General features: G+C 56.7%; 23 protein-coding genes and 1 other annotated feature. Of the genes, 11 read left to right on the top strand and 12 right to left on the bottom strand.

From position 1 onward, the window contains the following. Positions 1 to 35 precede the first annotated feature (35 nt). Both astE and spy read left to right on the top strand, forming a co-directional pair. Positions 36 to 1,031 carry a succinylglutamate desuccinylase gene (astE, locus tag HFD92_RS03265; RefSeq protein ID WP_111207449.1) on the top strand — a complete coding sequence of 332 codons (996 nt, stop codon included), beginning with the start codon at positions 36 to 38 and terminating at the stop codon, positions 1,029 to 1,031. Positions 1,032 to 1,338: 307 nt separating this feature from the next. Further along, on the top strand, positions 1,339 to 1,833 hold the full coding sequence (gene spy / locus HFD92_RS03260; RefSeq protein WP_009090567.1) for an ATP-independent periplasmic protein-refolding chaperone Spy: 495 nt from the start codon (positions 1,339 to 1,341) through the stop codon (positions 1,831 to 1,833). Between the two features lie 73 nt (positions 1,834 to 1,906). On the opposite strand, the gene cho is transcribed toward spy, so the two are convergent. From cho to HFD92_RS03240, 4 genes are all read right to left on the bottom strand, one after another. Further along, a complete protein-coding gene (gene cho / locus HFD92_RS03255) occupies positions 1,907 to 2,767 on the bottom strand; it encodes an excinuclease Cho (protein ID WP_009090566.1) in 861 nt (286 codons plus the stop codon). A gap of 67 nt (positions 2,768 to 2,834) precedes the next feature. Continuing rightward, positions 2,835 to 3,719, bottom strand: a complete 885-nt coding sequence (yddG, locus tag HFD92_RS03250; RefSeq protein WP_111207448.1) for an aromatic amino acid DMT transporter YddG — start codon at positions 3,717 to 3,719, stop codon at positions 2,835 to 2,837. Positions 3,720 to 3,779: 60 nt separating this feature from the next. Further along, complete coding sequence (gene nadE, locus HFD92_RS03245) at positions 3,780 to 4,604, bottom strand: ammonia-dependent NAD(+) synthetase (protein ID WP_140028465.1); 825 nt, start codon at positions 4,602 to 4,604, stop codon at positions 3,780 to 3,782. Between the two features lie 118 nt (positions 4,605 to 4,722). Next, positions 4,723 to 5,925 (bottom strand): multidrug effflux MFS transporter, encoded by a 1,203-nt coding sequence (locus tag HFD92_RS03240; RefSeq protein WP_046101715.1) that lies wholly within the window; start codon positions 5,923 to 5,925, stop codon positions 4,723 to 4,725. A 296-nt stretch (positions 5,926 to 6,221) separates the two neighbouring features. Here HFD92_RS03240 and osmE point away from each other — a divergent pair, with 296 nt between their 5' ends. After that, the gene (gene osmE / locus HFD92_RS03235; RefSeq protein WP_009090559.1) at positions 6,222 to 6,557 is read left to right on the top strand and encodes an osmotically-inducible lipoprotein OsmE; all 336 of its coding nucleotides are present in this window, start codon (positions 6,222 to 6,224) and stop codon (positions 6,555 to 6,557) included. Between the two features lie 104 nt (positions 6,558 to 6,661). On the opposite strand, the gene HFD92_RS03230 is transcribed toward osmE, so the two are convergent. The 6 genes from HFD92_RS03230 to hxpB form a co-directional block, all read right to left on the bottom strand. Further along, positions 6,662 to 7,054, bottom strand: a complete 393-nt coding sequence (locus HFD92_RS03230) for a DUF6515 family protein (protein ID WP_167428273.1) — start codon at positions 7,052 to 7,054, stop codon at positions 6,662 to 6,664. A gap of 187 nt (positions 7,055 to 7,241) precedes the next feature. After that, complete coding sequence (locus HFD92_RS03225) at positions 7,242 to 8,633, bottom strand: L-cystine transporter (RefSeq protein WP_167428272.1); 1,392 nt, start codon at positions 8,631 to 8,633, stop codon at positions 7,242 to 7,244. A gap of 151 nt (positions 8,634 to 8,784) precedes the next feature. Next, positions 8,785 to 9,375 carry a metal-dependent hydrolase gene (locus HFD92_RS03220; protein ID WP_009090554.1) on the bottom strand — a complete coding sequence of 197 codons (591 nt, stop codon included), beginning with the start codon at positions 9,373 to 9,375 and terminating at the stop codon, positions 8,785 to 8,787. A 138-nt stretch (positions 9,376 to 9,513) separates the two neighbouring features. After that, entirely contained in the window at positions 9,514 to 10,275 is a 762-nt protein-coding gene (gene kduD / locus HFD92_RS03215; RefSeq protein WP_046101719.1) for a 2-dehydro-3-deoxy-D-gluconate 5-dehydrogenase KduD, read from the bottom strand. Positions 10,276 to 10,291: 16 nt separating this feature from the next. Then, on the bottom strand, positions 10,292 to 11,128 hold the full coding sequence (kduI, locus tag HFD92_RS03210) for a 5-dehydro-4-deoxy-D-glucuronate isomerase (protein WP_058956577.1): 837 nt from the start codon (positions 11,126 to 11,128) through the stop codon (positions 10,292 to 10,294). Positions 11,129 to 11,302: 174 nt separating this feature from the next. Beyond that, the gene (gene hxpB / locus HFD92_RS03205) at positions 11,303 to 11,971 is read right to left on the bottom strand and encodes a hexitol phosphatase HxpB (RefSeq protein ID WP_167428271.1); all 669 of its coding nucleotides are present in this window, start codon (positions 11,969 to 11,971) and stop codon (positions 11,303 to 11,305) included. A gap of 144 nt (positions 11,972 to 12,115) precedes the next feature. On the opposite strand from hxpB, the gene HFD92_RS03200 reads away from it, so the two are divergent. Then, on the top strand, positions 12,116 to 12,652 hold the full coding sequence (locus HFD92_RS03200) for a YniB family protein (protein ID WP_009090542.1): 537 nt from the start codon (positions 12,116 to 12,118) through the stop codon (positions 12,650 to 12,652). An 8-nt stretch (positions 12,653 to 12,660) separates the two neighbouring features. Here the strand turns inward: HFD92_RS03200 and HFD92_RS03195 are convergent, their stop codons facing one another. Both HFD92_RS03195 and ghoS read right to left on the bottom strand, forming a co-directional pair. Continuing rightward, positions 12,661 to 13,554 carry a fructosamine kinase family protein gene (locus HFD92_RS03195; RefSeq protein ID WP_009090540.1) on the bottom strand — a complete coding sequence of 298 codons (894 nt, stop codon included), beginning with the start codon at positions 13,552 to 13,554 and terminating at the stop codon, positions 12,661 to 12,663. A 78-nt stretch (positions 13,555 to 13,632) separates the two neighbouring features. Then, positions 13,633 to 13,953: a type V toxin-antitoxin system endoribonuclease antitoxin GhoS gene (gene ghoS, locus HFD92_RS03190; RefSeq protein ID WP_167428270.1), complete on the bottom strand. Its 321-nt coding sequence runs from the start codon at positions 13,951 to 13,953 to the stop codon at positions 13,633 to 13,635. Positions 13,954 to 14,303: 350 nt separating this feature from the next. Here ghoS and HFD92_RS03185 point away from each other — a divergent pair, with 350 nt between their 5' ends. From HFD92_RS03185 to pheS, 7 genes are all read left to right on the top strand, one after another. Then, entirely contained in the window at positions 14,304 to 15,065 is a 762-nt protein-coding gene (locus HFD92_RS03185) for a YdiY family protein (protein ID WP_009090538.1), read from the top strand. Between the two features lie 246 nt (positions 15,066 to 15,311). Beyond that, on the top strand, positions 15,312 to 17,240 hold the full coding sequence (thrS, locus tag HFD92_RS03180) for a threonine--tRNA ligase (RefSeq protein WP_009090537.1): 1,929 nt from the start codon (positions 15,312 to 15,314) through the stop codon (positions 17,238 to 17,240). A gap of 3 nt (positions 17,241 to 17,243) precedes the next feature. Then, positions 17,244 to 17,795, top strand: a complete 552-nt coding sequence (gene infC, locus HFD92_RS03175; RefSeq protein WP_033736278.1) for a translation initiation factor IF-3 — start codon at positions 17,244 to 17,246, stop codon at positions 17,793 to 17,795. 100 nt (positions 17,796 to 17,895) lie between these two features. Then, entirely contained in the window at positions 17,896 to 18,093 is a 198-nt protein-coding gene (gene rpmI, locus HFD92_RS03170; protein WP_009090535.1) for a 50S ribosomal protein L35, read from the top strand. 40 nt (positions 18,094 to 18,133) lie between these two features. Continuing rightward, on the top strand, positions 18,134 to 18,490 hold the full coding sequence (gene rplT, locus HFD92_RS03165; protein WP_006118956.1) for a 50S ribosomal protein L20: 357 nt from the start codon (positions 18,134 to 18,136) through the stop codon (positions 18,488 to 18,490). Between the two features lie 117 nt (positions 18,491 to 18,607). Further along, positions 18,608 to 18,733: a sequence feature (Phe leader region), on the top strand. Then, positions 18,613 to 18,657 carry a pheST operon leader peptide PheM gene (gene pheM / locus HFD92_RS03160; protein WP_106120997.1) on the top strand — a complete coding sequence of 15 codons (45 nt, stop codon included), beginning with the start codon at positions 18,613 to 18,615 and terminating at the stop codon, positions 18,655 to 18,657. Its footprint overlaps the feature before it by 45 nt. Before the next feature lie 71 nt (positions 18,734 to 18,804). Then, a complete protein-coding gene (pheS, locus tag HFD92_RS03155; RefSeq protein WP_009090534.1) occupies positions 18,805 to 19,788 on the top strand; it encodes a phenylalanine--tRNA ligase subunit alpha in 984 nt (327 codons plus the stop codon). The last annotated feature ends 3 nt before the right edge of the window (positions 19,789 to 19,791 follow it).

The raw sequence follows: 19,791 nt of genomic DNA, 5'->3' as shown, positions 1-19,791 counted from the left end.
GGGCTGCCACCTGCCTGAGGCGTAAAGGAGGAACGATGCAGGACTTTTTGCAGCAGACACTGTCCGGTGAGGCACCGCGAAAGCGCAGGGGGGAAACGGCGCATCTTCGCTGGCAGTGGTTGTATCACGGCATCCTGCTGATGGAGCCGGTTGTGCCCGTTAAGCAGGCGCTGGTGCTCTCGGCAGGGATCCACGGCAATGAAACGGCCCCGGTGGAAATCATGAATCAGCTGGTCAATGCGCTGCTTCGCGGCGAAAAGCCGCTACAGCAGCGGATGCTGGTGATTCTGGGCAATCCCTCTGCGCTGCGCACCGGCAAACGCTATGTCCGTTATGATATTAACCGGCTGTTTGGCGGACGCTGGCAGCAGGTGGACGATGGCGATGAGGCGCGCCGCGTGCTGCGGCTGGAGCAGGCGCTGGAGAACTTCTGGCTGCTGGGCGAATGCGATGAGACGCGCTGGCATCTCGATATGCACACGGCGATTCGCGGCTCATACCATCCGCAGTTCGGCGTCATGCCGCAAAACGATCGTCCCTGGCCTTCCGCGTTTCTCGACTGGCTGGCGGCTGCCGGTCTGGAGGCGCTGGTCTTTCATCGCGCACCGGGCGGAACCTTTACCCATTTCAGCTGTGAACATTTCGGTGCGGCCAGCTGCACCCTGGAGCTGGGGAAGGCGCTGCCGTTTGGCGAAAACGACCTGCGCCAGTTTAGTGCCGCACAGCAGGCGCTGGCGGCGCTGCTCTTTGGTGACCCCATGCCCGCCACCCGCGTGAAGCCGCGCCACTATCGGGTTGCGCAGCAGATCACCCGGCTGAGTGAGCACTTCAGGCTGCACATGACGCCGGAGACGCTGAACTTTACCGCCTTTCCTCAGGGCACGCTGCTGGCCGAGGATGGGGATACCCGCTACTACGTGCAGCAGGCGCGGGAATATGTGCTTTTCCCGAATCCTGGCGTTGCTGCCGGGCTGCGTGCCGGCCTGATGCTGATTGAAGAGGGCGAACAGACCCAGGCGCTGCCTCTCTGACGTGGGTAACTGACGGGTTACAGCGATCCGCGCTAAAAATCGGCAGGAAAGCGGGAGATCCTCTTCCGCTTTCCTGCCGAAACCCTTACACTCCTCCACGATTTCTGCGAAATTCGCTGTAAATTCATAAAGTTTTTCAATTCCTCACGCCTTTCTTCTCATTCTCTTCATGATTGCCGGATTTTTGTCTTTTATGCTTTCACGGCTTTACTCAGGCTCTGAGTAGTTGACGTTCAGCGTCGTATTCTTGTTTCCGAAGACGCGACAGAGTGCTGTCGTCATTATCATGAATCATAAGGACACTATTATGCGCAAACTGACTTCCCTGTTACTGGCTTCTTCGCTGGCGTTTGGTGCAGCCAGCGCCGTCCATGCCGCCGCGGATTCCCTGACGCCTCCGCCAGCCGGCAGCGAAAAAGCGATGCATAAGCCGCCAATGCGCCACGGCATGGAGATGATGTTCCACGGTCTGAATCTGACCGACGCGCAGAAAACCCAGATGCGCGACATCATGAAAGAGAGCCACAAAGATATGCAGCGTCCGTCACAGGATGATCGCCGTGCGATGCACGACATCATCGCGGCTGACAGCTTCGATAAGAGCAAAGCCGAAGCGCAGGCAGAGAAGATGTCTGCTAACGGTAAAGAGCATGCGCTGAAGATGCTGGAAACCCAGAACAAACTCTATAACGTGCTGACGCCGGCGCAGAAGAAACAGTACAACGCCAACTTTGAGCAGCGCCTGACCGAAAAAGGCCCGCGCGAAGGCAACATGGCGCCACCGGCACCACCGGCTGAATAATCTGAGCTAAGCGGCGTTTCTGAGACCGCCGGTGCTGTCCACTGCAGGTAAGTGGACAGCACCGGCGGTTTTTTTACAGCGGCAGGATAGGGTAGTCACCCGAGAGGATAGGACGGCAGAGGATTTTGTAGCCGTCGTGATCGAATCCCCCTTTGGGCCGCTGCAGTTTTTTTGCCTCTTCCATGCTGCTGACCGACCCCAGATAGAACCAGTGATCGATGACGTGGATCTGCGTCATCTGTTTGCCTTCTTCCACCAGCCCCACGGCACCCTGCCACGGCCAGCAGAAGACCCGCACGTTCTCCAGCGCTTCCAGCAGCCGATCCTGGTGATCGCTGACCGGCTCTTTACCGCAGCAGGCCCCGGCGCAGCGGCGCAGTGCCGAACGAAAGCAGCCCCGCTGCGGACTCAGGGCTTCCAGACCCAGCAAACCGTGACAGAGCTGATACTCATCGGCGAGTTGCTTGAGCCGTTCCAGCGCAGCAAACCGGCTGCGATAAAGCCCGAAGAGATTAGGTGACTGGCTGAAATCGAGATCCTTTGCGTAGACCACTTCGGGTTTGCCGTGGGTGATCTGCAATGAACAGAGCTGCCGGTTTTTGCGCAGGCGTTTATTAAACAGCGGCTGCTGGGTTTTGATCATCTGTGCTTCCAGCAGCAGCGCGCCGAGATCGCCCGCGGTGGGGATCCAGCTGACGCGTCGCGACTGGCGCAGCATCTTCGCCTCGTCAGGGGTGCGAAAATGGGACATCACCCGCGAGCGCAGATTCACGCTTTTGCCGATATAGAGCGGCAGCGACTCACTCTCGCCGTGGAAGGTGTAGACGCCAGGGTGATTCGGCAGGCCTTCCAGCCACTCACGCAGGTGTTCGGGATATTGATATAGCGCATTCGCGTCGGGTTCGAGGCGATGCGAGGCAGCACGTCTGACCAAAGTGGACTCCATTTACTGGTTGTCCATACAGCATAACAAACCGGTGAAATGATCGCCAGCCGTCTGATCAGCGCGGCCGTGTCGCCAGCCAGCAGATGAGGGAGCCCAGGGTGATCATCGCCACGCCCTGCCAGAAAGCGAGCGGTGGCGTCAGGCCGAGCCACAGCGATCCCAGCAGGGCCGACAGCACCGGCGTAAAGTAGGAGGCCGTCGCCAGCAGCGTCAGGTTTCCCTGCTGAATGCCGTGATTCCAGGCGGAATAGGCGATGGCGGTGGAGAGGCCGACAAACAGGACTTCCAGCAGCGGCAGCGGCGCAAAGGTCAGCGGTGTCGGGTTGACGGCAAATTTCAGCCACAGCGCCAGCGCGGTCAGGATAAAAAAGAGCGTGACGCCGTTGGCACCGCGCGCATAGCGGCGGGTGAAATTGTTATAAAGCGCCCAGGTCAGGGCGGCCAGAAAGGCAAGAGCATAGGCGACGGGATTGCGCAGCATGTTCTGCCACAGCAGCGCCGGCGCGCCACTGCCGCTGCCTTTCATCACCCAGACGATACCCAGCAGCGACAGCAGCAGACCGGGCCACAGCCAGACGCGGAAACGCTGCTGATTAAACGGGATCGCCAGCACGATCGTCAGGCAGGGCCAGAGATAGTTGATCATCCCCAGCTCCAGCGACTGACGGCGATCGCTCGCCAGTCCGATAGCCAGCGCCAGCGCCATCTCATAGCCGACAAAGAGCGCGCCGCCGATCCAGAGATAGATCGCAGGCATCGCCCCTGGCCTGGGCAGACCCCGGGTCAGGCAGAGCAGACAGGCGGTGGTGGTGTAGATCAGCGCCGCGCCGCCGGTGGCACCAAAGGCCTCACTGACACTGCGCAGCAGGCCGACAGTGGTGCTCCAGAGCAGAATGGCGATAAGCCCGATCAGGGTGGCGCGTGAAACGGTGGCAGGCATGTAGCGATCAACAGCGTGAATGAAAGGAGCCCCCCTTGCCTGTGCAAAGGAGGCGCAGGATTACTTCCAGAAATCGTCGAAAACCGTGATCGGCGGACGACGTTTGTGTTCGGTTTTGAGATACCAGCCTTCAATGATTTTCGCGCTGTCAGGATGAATACTTTTTCCTTCCAGATAGTCATCAATCATCTCGTAGGTGACACCCAGCGCCACTTCATCCTGCAGGCCCGGACGGTCATCTTCCAGGTCGGCGGTCGGCTTCTTCAGATAGAGGTGCTCCGGACAGCCAAGATGTTTCAGCAGCTGCTTGCCCTGACGCTTGTTAAGGCGGAACAGCGGGTTAATGTCGGTGCCGCCGTCGCCATATTTGGTGAAGAAGCCGGTCACCGCTTCCGCGGCGTGATCGGTACCGACTACCACCCCTTTGGTCATGCCGGCGATGCTGTACTGCGCCTTCATGCGCTCACGCGCTTTTTCATTGCCGCGGATAAAATCGGACAGGGTAATCCCGGCCTCTTTCAGCGCGCGCTCGCTGGCCAGAACCGACTCTTTGATGTTAACCACCAGTGAGCGGTCAGGCTGAATAAAGGCCAGCGCGTCCTGGCAATCCTGCTCATCCGCCTGCACCCCATAGGGAAGACGCACGGCAATAAAGGTGTAGTCGTTATCGCCGGTCTCTTCACGCAGCTCCGTAATGGCCCGCTGCGACAGCGCGCCCGCCAGGGTAGAGTCCTGGCCGCCGCTGATCCCCAGCACCAGCGTTTTCAGTCCGCTGTGGCGTTTCAGGTAGGCTTTGAGAAAATCGACGCTGACCCGCACTTCCTGATCGGCGTCGATAGTGGGCTTCACACCCAGGGCTTCAATAATTTCCTGCTGCAGTGACATGAACTTCTCCTCAGGTCAGTGGCCTGTCGGCTCGATGCGAACGTGTTATTAAAGCTAACGTGCCTTCACGAAAACAACAAGCCAAAGCGCTAACTGATTCGCGCTAACCATTGCGAAATCAGTGAGTTTTTAGCTGAGGCTCGGGTTTTTTCGCCAGCACGGTAAACATTAAAATGGCCAGCATAAAGCAGCCGAAGATCGTGCCGCACATGCTCAGCACCGAGGTACCGCCGATGCCGGTGATGGGCACGGTAATCGCCCCCAGCGTGAACATGGTGACACCAATCACCGCAGAGGCGCTGCCGGCGCGATGGCCCTGACTCTGCATCGCCAGTGAGGAGGCGGTCGTGGCAATCACCCCATTGCTGGCGATGGTAAAGAACAGCGCGACCAGCAGCAGCGCCAGCGGTGCCTGAAACAGGGCGCAGAGCAGCAGCAGGCTGGAGGCGACAAAGGCCAGCGTCAGGCCGCCTTTCAGCACCCGATATTCGCCCCACAACGGGCAGAGGCGGGCGCTGGTCTGGGAGGCGATCACCAGACCGATGCCGTTGGCCGCAAAGCAGAAGCTGAACGCCTGCGGCGACAGACCGTAGAGCTGCTGCAGCACGAACGGAGAGGCGCCGATGTAGGCGAACATGCCCGACATCATAAAGCCCTGGGTCAGGCAGAAGCCCATGAAAGGACGATGGGTCACCACCTGGCCGAGCGCGGCGTAAGCGGAGAAGATCGATCCTTTGCTGCGGCGGGCTTCCGGCAGCGTCTCATGCAGCTTCCAGCGCGCCAGCAGGATCAGCAGAATGGCAATGCCGCCCAGCACCATAAAAATGCCGCGCCAGTCGACGATCGTCATCAGCACGCCGCCCAGCACCGGTGCGCCGATGGGCGCCAGGCCATTGACCAGCATCAGCAGGGCAAAGAATCGCGTCAGTTCATGACCACTGTACATATCGCGCGCTATCGCCCGTGACAGCACCGCGCCACCGGCCCCGGCTAAGCCTTCGAACAGGCGCGCCACCAGCAGCTGGTGGATATCCTGCGCCAGTGCGCAGCCCAGCGAGGCGATAAACAACAGCACCAGTGACAGGGTCAGCGGACGCAGACGGCCGAACTTGTCACTCATCGGGCCAAACAGCAGCTGGCCAACTCCCAGCCCCAGCAGGCCGGCGGTCAGACTCAGCTGAGCCGTGGCGGTTTCGGTGTTGAGGTCCCGCGCCATCTGAGGCAGAGCGGGCAGATAGAGATCGATACAGAGCGGGCCCAGTGCGGCCAGCAGGCCCAGCGTGATGGCATAAACCAGGCGGTTGGAGTGTGCAGGAGTCATTATTCCTCGGGGTCGTCAGCGATGGGGTGAAGAGAAAGCGGGCCAGCCTGCGCCAGAGAGCGTCCGGCAGTGCGGCGGGCACCCTGATCGGCATCCGCGCAGGACAGCGTCACGGAAACGGCGCAAAATCAGAGGGTTCGGATGCCGGGGAGTATACGTCTCTGCTGACAGCAAAACAGCCTTCTTTACGGAATCCTGACATTCCGTCTGCCACAAAAAGGCCGCCATAAACTTGATAAACCTGCATTTATGTTCCAGGCTTGATGCCACATGGACAATAAATGAGGAACAACAAGATGAAGAAGGTGATGGGATGTATCGCTGCGGCGCTGACACTGGCGGCACTGTCTGGTTGTACGACTTACGATCGTGCGGAAAGCTACGTGACTAAGCCAGTTGTTAAGGATGTTAAAAAGGGGATGACCCGCGATCAGGTTCGTCAGATCGCCGGTTCGCCTTCAACTGAAATTACCATGGTTCACGCGCGCGGCACCTGCCAGACGTATGTTCTGGGTCAGCGCGACGGTAAAGCACAGACTTACTTCGTGAGCTATAACGACACCGGCCGTGTCATGAACTACGGCTTCCAGAGCTGCGCGGAGTATGACACCGATCCGCAGGTTCAGCAGTAATCGCTGCTTCTGAATGGTAAACGGCCCGTCTTTATGACGGGCCGTTTTTCGTTGGGGCACTGTTTCATGCCCTCCGCCGCGAAGAGTGGGTGGCAAGCCTGCCGTTACAATCCTGCCGGGCGCGGCACCTCGACATAATCGCCGTCAATCTGCCGCTGGTAGTAGTGGCCATCCTGCACATAAAAACGCCTGCCGTTAAAATCCAGCACCCGCATCTCACCGCTGATCCGCGTCTCTGGCGGTGGCGCCACCACGACATACTCCTCACCGTGACGCTGATAATAGTTGCCGTTGAGCAGGTAGTAGGTCAGCCCGCCAATCAACACGGCGGTGGCGGCCTCGGGCAGAAAGCGCAACGGACCTGGCCCTCCCCAGCGCGGACCGGGGCCACCGTGCCGGCCCCATCCCTCATGCGGTCCCCAGCCACCGGGATGCGCAGAAGCCAGAGCGGGCGCTAAGAGTGTCAGCGTCAGAAGTGAGGCGATCATTTTTTTCATCGGGCATTCTCCACAGACGAGTGGAGGCAGAATTCGCTTTTTACAGAAGAAAGACAAGCGCTAAAGCGGCGGATTTTCGCCTGTTTACCACGCTTAACGCTTTCTTAACGGCGTCGCCATGAACAGGGAAGATTATGGAGAGCGGGAAGGGATTAACCTGGCGCGGATGCGCCAGGTTAAGCAGAGATTAACGGTGCGCCAGTTCGGCGTGGTCGTCACTTTCCAGCACGCGCCTGTCGGTCAGGCCTAACCAGCGGCTGGTGAGTGAACCGGCGGTCATGGAGCCATTGACGTTCAGGGCGGTACGGCCCATATCGATCAGCGGCTCGATAGAGATCAGCAGCGCAACCAGGGTCACCGGCAGGCCCATCGCAGGCAGCACAATCAGGGCGGCAAACGTCGCACCGCCGCCGACACCGGCCACACCGGCTGAACTCAGGGTGACGATCCCGACCAGCGTTGCAATCCACAGCGGATCAAACGGGTTGATGCCAACCGTAGGCGCCACCATCACCGCCAGCATGGTCGGATAGAGACCGGCACAGCCGTTCTGGCCGATCGTGGCACCAAAGGAGGCTGCAAAGCTCGCCACAGACTCTGGCACGCCCAGGCGACGGGTCTGAGTCTCTACGCTCAGCGGAATGCTGGCGGCGCTGGAGCGGCTGGTAAAGGCGAACGTAATCACCGGCCACACTTTGCGGAAGAAGCGCAGCGGGTTGATGCCGTTTACCGACAGCAGCAGGGCATGAACCGCAAACATTATCGCCAGGCCGAGGTAAGATGCGACCACAAAGCTGCCCAGCTTGATGATGTCCTGCAGGTTAGAACCGGCCACGACTTTGGTCATCAGCGCCAGCACGCCATACGGCGTCAGCTTCATCACTAAACGCACCAGCTTCATGACCCACGACTGCAGGGTGTCAATCGCCACCAGCACCCGCTGACCTTTCTCCTGGTCATCTTTCAGCAGTTGCAGAGCGGCCATCCCCAGGAAGGCGGCAAAAATGACCACGCTGATGATGGAGGTCGGATTAGCACCGGTCAGATCGGCAAACGGATTTTTCGGGATAAAGGAGAGCACCAGCTGAGGCACGCTCAGATCGGAGACCTTGCCGACATAGTTGCTCTGGATCGCACTCAGGCGTGCGGTTTCCTGGACACCCTGCACCAGACCCTCCGCGCTGAGGCCAAACAGACCGGTCACGAAGACGCCGACCAGCGCAGAAATCGCGGTGGTAAAGAGCAGTACGCCAATGGTCAGTACGCTGATTTTTCCCAGCGACGAGGCATTATGCAGACGGGCGACCGCACTCAGAATCGAAACGAACACCAGCGGCATGACGACCATCTGCAGCAGCTGGACATAGCCATTACCGACGATGTTAAACCAGCTGATCGACGCTTTGACCACGGCGCTGTTTTCACCGTAGATCAGCTGCAGCACCAGGCCGAACAGCACACCGATCACCAGACCGATCAACACTTTCTTCGACAGGCTCCAGCTATGGCGGCTGAAGCGGGAGAGTAATATCAGCAGCACCACGAAGGCCGCGATATTAAGCGTAAGAGGAAGGTCCATACCGAAACTCCAGAGTAATGCGGCCTGTCGTCCGGGAGAGGCCGCATAATGTTAATCACGAATTAAGACAGCAGGAATGGTAACAGCAGCCGGAGAGGCTGCCTTATATCCAAATGGCATGGTTTATAACTAACTGTTGATTTTTGTGGGTTTATTGCGCGGTATGACTGGAAATTAACCGTCCGACCCCATTCTGCAGCGTATCAAACAGCTGGGTCGGCCAGCCGTTTGCACCAAAGGAAGGCATTCCCACCGGAAACCAGAGCGCATAGCCCACCAGGCCCAGACACAATACCCGCTCAAGCTGATTGCCTTTCTGGCTGCGCAGAATCGGCAGGCGGAAGCGCCAGCGGCAGGGCCACAGCAGTGGCACCCCCGCAGGCGTCAGCATATCTGCCACAATATGGCTGAGGTAGCCCAGGGTCAGACCCTGCAAGACATCAGGCGGTATGGGTGACGATTTGGGCAGGTTAATCTGAAAAAGCCATAAACCGGCGGCCACCGCCAGCAGGCTGTGGGTAAAGCCCCGGTGACCAAAAGCGCGCGCAATCGGCTGTGAGAGCCAGCGCAGCCGCTGTCCCAGCAGGGATTTAGGGTGATCGATGTCGGGCAACAGACATGTCAGCAGGGCTGAGGGAACGAGATGCCACCAATCGGCCTGCGCCAGAACCGGGGTCAGCTCCGCACGTTTGGCAAAAATAGCGCTGGCAATGGCAAAAATGATGTGGCCTTCGCCCGTCATGATAGAACCTGGATGCTAAGAAACTGTCGATGCATCCAGTATAGGGATTTATCCAGTAAATGAGAACATGTGACGCTGTAACTAACAGTGAATTTTTTTACAGGGCGAGCCGCGGCATGTCACGGCTCACCCCGTTTTCTAGCGGGCCAGCCAGCCGCCATCAACCGCCAGCGTGTAACCATTAATATAGTCTGCTGCAGACGAGGCCAGAAAGACCACCGGCCCCATCATGTCATCCGGCACGCCCCAGCGGCCTGCCGGAATGCGATCAAGGATCTCAGCGCTGCGCGCCGCATCTTTGCGCAGGGGTTCGGTATTATCGGTCGCCATGTAGCCCGGCGCGATAGCATTAACATTGATGCCATGCCGTCCCCACTCGTTAGCCATCAGACGGGTTAAGCCCATGACAGCGCTTTTTGAGGCGGTGTAAGAGGGGACGCGAATGCCTCCCTGAAACGAGAGCATGGACGCAATATTAATGATTTTGCCGCCGCTTCCCTGCGCGATAAACCTCTGCGCGATTTGCTGTGAGAGGAAAAACACCGTCTTGCAGTTGATATTCATCACATCATCCCAGTCCTGCACGCTGAATTTCAGGGCATCCTCACGACGGATAATCCCGGCATTGTTGACCAGGATATCCACTCTGCCTGCCGCGGCGACCGCCTCTTCCGCGACCTGCGGGATGACCTCAGGAGACATCAGATCGGCTGAAACGGACCAGAAGCGGCGGCCAAGTGCCTCCACTTTATGCTGCGTGTCAGCCGGTTCGATGCGGTTGATGCCCACAATGTCGCAGCCAGCCTGCGCCAGCCCCAGTGCCATCCCCTGGCCAAGCCCGGTATTACAGCCGGTCACGATGGCGACTTTGCCTGTCAAATCAAATCTGTTCAGTACCATTCGGCTTGTCCTCCGCTTAACGCAGTTCGCTAATTCTGACCGCGTCCATATCATCAAAGACCTGATTCTCACCCACCATTCCCCAGATAAAGGCGTAACGCTGGGTACCGACACCCGCGTGTATCGACCAGCTGGGAGAGATCACCGCCTGCTCGTTATGAACCAGCAGATGACGGGTTTGCTGCGGCTCTCCCATCATGTGGAAGACGGCGTGATCTTCACTCATGTCGAAATAGAAATAGACTTCCATGCGGCGTTCGTGGGTGTGACAGGGCATGGTGTTCCAGAGACTGCCCTCATGCAGCCTGGTCAGGCCCATCGTGAGCTGACAGGTAGGCAACACGTCGGGCACGATAAATTTGTGTATGGTGCGGCGATTAGCGCTTGCCGCATCGCCCAGCGTGGCGTTGACCGCCTCCTGCAGCGTGATCTTCCTGTCCGGAAAGGTGGTGTGCGCCGGTGCACTGTTGAAATAAAATTTTGCGGGCCGCGATGCGTCGAGGCTGCGAAACAGCAGATCGCGCGCCCCTTTGCCGATATAGAGCGCCTCTTCGTGACCGATTTCCCACGTTTTGCCATCCACCTCCACCAGACCCGGACCGCCAATATTGATCATGCCCAGTTCACGGCGTTCGAGAAACCAGGCGACGCCCAGCTGTTTGCCCATCTCATCCCCCATCGTGACCGGCTGATTCACCGGCATGACGCCGCCCGTAATGATGCGGTCAATGTGGCTGTAGGTCAGGGTGTAGTGATCGGCGGTAAATATCTTTTCAATCAGAAATGCCTGGCGCAGTGCGTCAGTGTCGAGTTGTTTAGCGTGATCGCTGTGAATGCTCTGGCGAATGTCCATCTCGTGCCCCTCTGGAGTCAGGTTATTCATCCCCCGATCAGGGGACGATGTGGGCATCTTAGGCAGGGTGAGACAGCGATTCAATAAAAATGAAACGCTGTTTTAATTTTTTGAGATTCAGATCAACCGCAGAATACCTGAGCAAAAAAAAGCCCGCTTAAAGCGGGCGGGGGGTCAGCCTTTCAGATGCGTCGGGCTAAGCTGCGTCAGATTGTCCAGCCGGACATCCGCCAGCGCCCAGCGCGGATCGTCGCGGTGCTCAGCGGCAGGTACCACAATCGACCGCATGCGGGCCGCTTTAGTGGCGATCATGCCGTTAAACGAATCCTCCAGCGTGACGCAGTTCAGCGGATCGATCTCCAGACTGGCGGCGGCATTGAGATAGACCTGCGGATGGGGCTTGCTGTAGGGCAGGGCTTCTGCGGAGGAGAGCACATCAAAATAGTGGCGCAGATTAAAGATCTCCAGCACCTGTTCCAGCATCGCCATCGGAGAGGCGGACGCCAGGCCAATCTTCAGTCCCTGCTCCTGACAGAGTTGCAGTGCGGTTTCCACGCCCGGCAACAGGGGGCGGGTCTGATCCATCAGCGTCATGGCGCGCACGATAATCCGCTCCGTGACCTCCTGCTGCGACGGACCCTGCCACGGCAGCGTTTCGTACCACATCCGCACCGTCTGGTCGATGCGCAAACCCAGCGTGTCGGGCATTTCACTGCGACGTGACAGGTCAACATCCAGCGTTGAAAAGATATCCAGTTCAGCCTGATCCCACAGCGGCTCAGAATCGATCAGTAAACCATCCATATCAAACAGGGCGGCGAGAACAGGGCGGTGATAGGGCATCAGAGGTCTCCTTTTAAAGTCGGTTTTACCATAGCATCATTCCCGGCTGGCGCACGCTTCGCCCGTCGGCCATGCTTTTTTTGGGAAATTTCTTCATTGGCAGGTAGACTTACGGCAAATCGGATTTCGGGTTCAGGAGATATTATGACCTATCAACAGGCTGGCCGCATCGCCATCCTTAAGCGTGTGGCAGGCTGGGTGCTCTTTCTGGTGGCGCTTCTGTCGACCATTATTTCGGTGCTGAGCTTTATGTTTAAGCACAGTGAGAAGCAGCCAGGTATCGACGCGGTAATGCTCGATTTTGTTCATGTTATCGTCGATATGCTTCGCTTTAACACCCCCTTCCTGAACATCTTCTGGCACAACTCCCCGGTGCCGGAATTTAATGGTCAGATGAACCTGGGATTCTGGCTGATCTACATCCTGATTTTTGTCGGACTGGCCCTGGAGTCATCCGGCGCGCGCATGGGGCGTCAGGCCCGTCATGTCAGAGAGGGCATTGAAGATCAGATGATCCTGGAGCAGGCAAAGGGCAGCGAGGGGCGAAGCCGTCAGCAACTGGAAGAGAAGGTGCGCGTACCCCGTCACACCATCTTCCTGCAGATCTTCCCGCTTTACATCCTGCCCGTGGTCATTGCGGTAGCCGGTTATTTCGTGCTGTCGCTGCTCGGCTTTATCTGAGGGCGTCGTCAGGCCGGTCTGGCCTGACTGGCGCTCAGCGCATCCTCTTCCAGCAACTGGCCGATGGCGAACTGTGCGTCGTCCGGCCAGTGCCCGCCAAAGACGTTAGCCCGGTTCAGCAAATAGTAGAGCTGATAGACCGGCAGACGCTGCGAGAACCCATCCGGTAACGGCCAGACCGACTGATAGCCGTCGTAAATCTGACGCGGCAGGTCGGGGTACCAGCTCAGCATGGCTAAATCGCACTCCCGGTCGCCCCAGTAGCAGGCAGGATCGAACACCCAGGGGCCACTGTGGCTGCTGGCACAGTTGGCTGGCCAGAGGTCGCCATGCAGCAGCGACGGCTGCGGATGATGGGAGGCCAGCACCCGCTGCACGGCAGCAATGATCAGCTCGGTATCCCCGTAGAGCACCCCTTTTTCTGCCGCCAGCTGTAACTGCCAGCCGATGCGCTGCTCGGCAAAAAAGACCGACCAGCGGCGCAGCCAGCTGTTGGGCTGAGGAGTCGTGGTGATGTTGTTGTCGAAATCGAGACCGAACTGTGTCTGCTCGCTCCACTGATGAAGGTGCGCCAGCTGCTGCCCGAGCCGCCAGGCACTCTGCTCATCAAGTGGCTGAGGCGGAATATACTCCAGCAGCAGGAAGCTCTCCTCGCGGTGCTGGCCTACGCCATAGACCTCCGGCACGCGAACCGTGCCGGTGCGCGCCAGCAGCGCCAGCTGGTCAGCTTCCCAGGTGAAGAGTGACAGCCTGTCCCGGCTGTTACTTTTGACGAACACGTCGTGATCACCGTAGCGGATACGCCAGGTGGGATGGATGTCGCCGCCGGCCAGGGCGTGACGTTCGGTGATTTCGGCATTGCCTAACTGCTCGCTTAACAGACGACTAATGGCTGACCACATTGGGCTATCCTCGTTATTCGCTGCGTAAGACAGATTGTACTGCGTAAATATTCACCAAAACCAGCCCGATTGCACCTCTTATTCTGGTGCGGAGCGGGTGGAGCGATGTTCAGCGGTGTCGCGCAGAAACGCTTCGAAGGTCGTCACGGTCACGTCCGGCCGCTGACCCAGCACGCTTTCACCCGCCGCAGTGGCCTGCTGCTGCAGCGCTTCAGGCGACAGCGGGCTGACAATACCAAAGCTGTTGGTCCCGAGCTCATGCGGGTGGCCCTCATCATCAGCCAGGGTGGTGGTGAAACCGGCCGCCGTCATGGCGCTGGTCAGTTCCAGGATGTCGCTTAATCCCGATTCCTGATAGTGAAAGGTCACGATATAGCGTGTTAAGGCGTTGTTGCTCATGAGGCACCTCCGGGGAAGGGAAACTGAACTGAGCGTAGACCATGGTGAAAAATCAGGCGAATTATGAAGGGGATGCGCGGTGTCTGCCGTGATGCCGGACGTAAATTCCTGTCAGGCAGGTGCGCGGGGGTGGAAAAATCTTCTGCGGCTACGGCTATCTTTTCCCTTTAGCAGCACTATAATGCGCGACGTTAATCAGATGAGTCCCAATTAACACGTGTTGCAGGGCTGATTCCACGCATTTCGGGTGAGTTAATATTTTTTTACAAAACTTACCGTAAATTGCATTGAATGCCGGGCAAAACGCTTCAGACTCTTCGTTTTTTAAACTGTCGCACGGATCACATTTAATGAAAGCCTATAACAAGCTGTCTGCTGTTCTTCTGCTCTCCGCCGGAGCATTTTGTCACCAGGCACTGGCCGATAACGCCGTATTCACCTCAATGGATGACCCCTCTACGGCGAAAAAGCCGTTTGAAGGCTCAGCTGCTGCGGGATACCTGGCGCAAACCGGTAACACCACCAGTTCATCAATGACCGCTCAGACCAATATGACCTGGTATCAGTCATCAATGGCTTACAGCTTGTGGGGTAACGCGGCCAACACCTCGTCAAACGATGAACGCTCTTCCGAGACCTACAGCATCGGCGGCCGTTCACGTTACAACGTCAGCAACTATGACTACCTGTTTGGTCAGGCGAGCTGGTTAAGCGATCGTTTCAATGGTTACGATTCGCGCGACGTTCTGACAGCCGGTTACGGTCGTCAGATCCTGAACGGCCCGGTGCATTCACTGCGTGCGGAATTTGGTCCGGGTGTGCGCTATGACGATTTCCACGATGGCGGCCACGAAACCAAAGCGCTGGGCTATGGCGCGGTCAGCTATCAGTGGCAGCTCACTGACACCACCAAATTTGTCCAGGGTGTGTCTGTACTGAGCAGCTTCGGTGAAGATACCACCGTGAACTCTGAAACCGGCCTGCAGGTGGCAATTAACAGCCACTTCGCCCTGAAGCTGGCGTACAACGTGACCTGGAACAACAATCCGCCGGAATCTGCGCCGGATCGCACCGACACCAAAACCTCGGTTATGCTCTCCTACGCGATGTAAGCGCATTTTTAACCGTGGTCTGCCCGGCGGCCTGACACTCTGTCAGGCCGCTTTTTTTTGATCTCTCCACGGCTTAGCAAAAAGGGGATGGTTTTTCTCGACCAGGAAAACTGCTATCATCTGCCCCGCACGGCAATCCTGGCGACATTCCGACAATGTGGGTCTGATGTTACGCCAGGTCACCCATTTTACATGACGTTGCATGTAGGCTTTCGTGTGGCCTACCACTGCAAATAAGGATTAGAAATGCCTGTAATTACGCTTCCTGATGGCAGCCAGCGTGTGTTCGACCGCCCTGTCAGTGTGATGGATATCGCGCTGGACATCGGGCCAGGTCTGGCGAAAGCCTGTATCGCTGGCCGCGTGAACGGTGAACTGGTTGATGCGGTCGATCCCATCACCGAAGACGCCGCCGTAGCGATTATCACTGCTAAAGATGAAGCCGGTCTGGAAATCATTCGTCACTCCTGCGCGCACCTGTTAGGGCATGCCATCAAGCAGCTGTGGCCGGATACGAAAATGGCGATTGGCCCGGTCATTGATAACGGCTTCTATTATGATGTCGACATCGATCGTACGCTGACCCAGGAAGATATCGACCTGCTGGAAAAACGCATGCATCAGCTGGCTGAGACCAACTACGATGTGGTGAAGAAAAAGGTCAGCTGGCAGGAAGCCCGTGACGTCTTTGCGGCGCGCGGCGAAATCTACAAAACCACCATTCTTGATGAAAACATCAGCCACGACGATAAGCCTGGCCTCTATCATCATGAAGAATATGTCGACATGTGCCGCGGTCCGCACGTGCCGAACATGCGGTTCTGCCATCACTTTAAACTGCAGAAGATCTCCGGTGCCTACTGGCGCGGCGACAGCAGCAACAAGATGCTGCAACGCATCTATGGCACCGCATGGGCAGACAAAAAGCAGCTGGCAGCCTATCTGCAGCGTCTGGAAGAGGCGGCAAAGCGTGACCATCGCAAGATTGGTAAGCAGCTGGATCTCTACCACATGCAGGAAGAAGCACCCGGTATGGTCTTCTGGCATAACGACGGCTGGACCATCTTCCGCGAACTGGAAGTGTTTGTCCGCAGCAAGCTGAAAGAGTACCAGTACCAGGAAGTGAAGGGTCCGTTCATGATGGACCGCGTCCTGTGGGAAAAAACCGGGCACTGGGAAAACTATAAAGAAGCGATGTTCACCACCTCGTCTGAGAACCGTGAATATTGTATTAAACCGATGAACTGTCCGGGACACGTTCAGATCTTTAATCAGGGTCTGAAATCGTACCGTGACCTGCCGCTGCGTATGGCCGAGTTCGGCAGCTGTCACCGTAATGAGCCATCAGGTGCGCTGCATGGCCTGATGCGTGTACGCGGCTTTACCCAGGATGATGCCCACGTCTTCTGTACAGAAGAGCAGGTGCGTGACGAAGTGAACAGCTGTATCCGCATGGTTTATGACATGTACAGCACCTTCGGCTTCGAAAAGATCGTGGTCAAACTCTCTACCCGTCCTGAGAAGCGCATCGGCACCGATGAGATGTGGGACCGCGCCGAGGAAGATCTGGCTGCCGCGCTGAACGAAAACAACATTGAGTTTGAGTTCCAGCCAGGCGAAGGCGCCTTCTACGGCCCGAAAATTGAGTTTACCCTGTACGATTGTCTTGATCGCGCCTGGCAGTGTGGAACCGTTCAGCTAGACTTCTCCCTGCCAAAACGTCTTGAAGCGACGTATGTGGGTGAAAATAACGATCGTCAGACGCCTGTGATGATTCACCGTGCGATTCTGGGATCGATGGAACGCTTCATCGGTATTCTGACCGAAGAATTTGCTGGTTTCTTCCCAACCTGGCTGGCACCACAGCAGGTCGTGGTCATGAATATTACCGATGGACAAGCGGAATATGTTGAGTCTTTAACGCGTAAGCTGCAGAATGCTGGCATTCGTGTGAAGGCAGACTTGAGAAATGAGAAGATAGGCTTTAAAATCCGCGAGCACACATTACGTCGCGTCCCTTATATGCTGGTCTGCGGTGATAAAGAGGTGGAAGCAGGCAAAGTTGCCGTTCGCACCCGCCGTGGTAAAGACCTGGGGTCGATGGATGTCGATCTCTTTGTTGAGAAGTTGCAACAAGAGATTCGCAGCCGAAATCTTCATCAACTGGAGGAATAAAGTATTAAAGGCGGAAAACGAGTACTACCGACGCGTCCGAACAAAATTAACAGCGAAATCCGCGCAACTGAAGTGCGCTTAACGGGCATGGATGGCGAGCCACTTGGCATCGTCTCATTACGCGAAGCTCTGGAAAAAGCCGAGGAATCGGGTGCTGACTTAGTCGAAATTAGCCCGAACGCCGAACCGCCGGTTTGCCGTATTATGGATTACGGCAAGTTCCTCTACGAAAAAAGCAAATCTTCTAAGGAACAGAAGAAGAAGCAAAAAGTTATTCAGGTTAAGGAAATTAAATTCCGTCCTGGAACCGATGATGGCGACTATCAGGTCAAACTACGCAACCTGATTCGCTTTCTGGAAGATGGCGATAAAGCCAAAATCACGCTGCGTTTCCGTGGTCGTGAGATGGCGCACCAGCAGATCGGTATGGAAGTGCTTAACCGCGTCCGTAAAGACCTGTGTGAAGATCTGGATTTGGCCATTGTCGAATCCTTCCCTTCGAAGATCGAAGGCCGCCAGATGATCATGGTGCTCGCTCCTAAGAAGAAACAGTAGGCTTTCAAGTAACATTAACCGCGCAGCGTTCGCGTTGTGCGGTTTTCTGTTCGCCTGTCTGGGTCATGTTATCAACAATGCGAAGTGGATATTTTTAAAAATGCCAAAGATTAAAACTGTACGTGGCGCGGCTAAGCGCTTCAAGAAGACCGCTTCTGGCGGCTTCAAGCGTAAACACGCAAACCTGCGTCATATTCTGACCAAAAAATCTACTAAGCGTAAACGTCACCTGCGCCCTAAAGGCATGGTGTCAAAAGGCGATCTGGGTCTGGTTTCTGCCTGCCTGCCGTACGCATAAGTCCATTTTTTTAAACAGAATATAGAACAGGAGAGCTCACATGGCTCGCGTTAAACGTGGTGTAGTTGCTCGCGCACGTCACAAAAAAATCTTAAAACAAGCTAAAGGCTATTACGGTGCACGTTCACGTGTTTACCGCGTTGCCTTCCAGGCTGTTATCAAAGCTGGTCAGTATGCTTACCGTGACCGTCGTCAGCGTAAGCGTCAGTTCCGTCAGCTGTGGATCGCGCGTATCAACGCAGCGGCTCGTCAGAACGGCATGTCTTACAGCCGTTTCATCAATGGTCTGAAAAAAGCAGCCATTGAGATCGACCGTAAGATCCTGGCCGATATCGCCGTATTCGACAAAGTGGCCTTCACTGCACTGGTCGAAAAAGCGAAATCAGCTCTGGCGTAAGTCAGATGAAAAAGGGAGCTTGCTCCCTTTTTTATTGCCTGTAAGCTGCGCAAAAGATTGACATTTTCGTCTCCGCGCATTTCAATAGTGCCCTCGTAAAGCATGACAAGGTAACTGCAAGCATGAATGCTGCTATTTTCCGTTTCTTTTTTTACTTTAGCGCCTGACATCCGGGGGCTTTTGCGCATAAGAAAAGAAACGAAAAATCGCGCTAAAAGCCTCCCTCGTGGAGGCTTTTTTGTTTCTGGCGTTAGCATACTGGACCGGCAGGTCCCAACAAGAACTGACCAGCCTGACTGGAAAAAGAGGAAATTATGTCCCAACTCGCAGAACTGGTGGCCAGCGCCACGGCGGCTATCGACGGGGCGACAGATATCGCCGCCCTTGACGCGGTGCGCGTCGAATATCTCGGTAAGAAAGGGCATCTGACATTACAGATGACCACCTTACGCGAGTTGCCTGCTGAAGAGCGCCCTGCAGCCGGTGCGGTAATCAACGAAGCGAAACAGCAGGTCACCGACCGCCTGAACGCGCGTAAAGAGGCGCTGGAATCGGCGGCGCTGAATGCGCGTCTGGCGGAAGAGACCATCGATGTGTCACTGCCGGGTCGCCGCATTGAAAATGGCGGCCTGCATCCGGTCACCCGCACGATGGATCGCATCGAGACCTTCTTCGGTGAGTTAGGCTTTGCTGTCGTCACCGGGCCGGAAATTGAAGATGATTATCATAACTTTGATGCACTCAATATTCCTGCTCACCACCCGGCGCGTGCCGATCACGATACCTTCTGGTTTGACGCCACCCGTCTGCTGCGTACCCAGACTTCCGGCGTGCAGATCCGTACCATGCAGGCTCAGCAGCCGCCGATTCGTATCATCGCGCCAGGCCGCGTCTACCGTAACGATTACGATCAGACCCACACGCCGATGTTCCATCAGATGGAAGGGCTGATCGTGGATAAAAACATCAGCTTTACCAATCTCAAAGGCACGCTGCACGATTTCCTGAACAACTTCTTCGAAGAAGATTTGCAGATTCGTTTCCGTCCGTCCTACTTCCCGTTTACTGAGCCTTCAGCAGAAGTGGACGTCATGGGTAAAAACGGCAAGTGGCTGGAAGTGCTGGGCTGCGGCATGGTGCACCCTAATGTGCTGCGCAATGTTGGCATTGACCCGGAAGTTTACTCCGGTTTCGCCTTTGGTATGGGCATGGAGCGTCTGACCATGTTGCGCTACGGCGTGACCGATCTGCGCGCATTCTTCGAAAACGATTTACGTTTCCTCAAACAATTTAAGTAAGGG

Source organism: Pantoea sp. EKM101V, from assembly GCF_011800325.1.
Taxonomy (GTDB): domain Bacteria; phylum Pseudomonadota; class Gammaproteobacteria; order Enterobacterales; family Enterobacteriaceae; genus Pantoea; species Pantoea anthophila.
The sequence above is the reverse complement of the archived record's forward strand: the minus strand, read 5'-3'. Positions and strand labels throughout refer to the sequence as shown.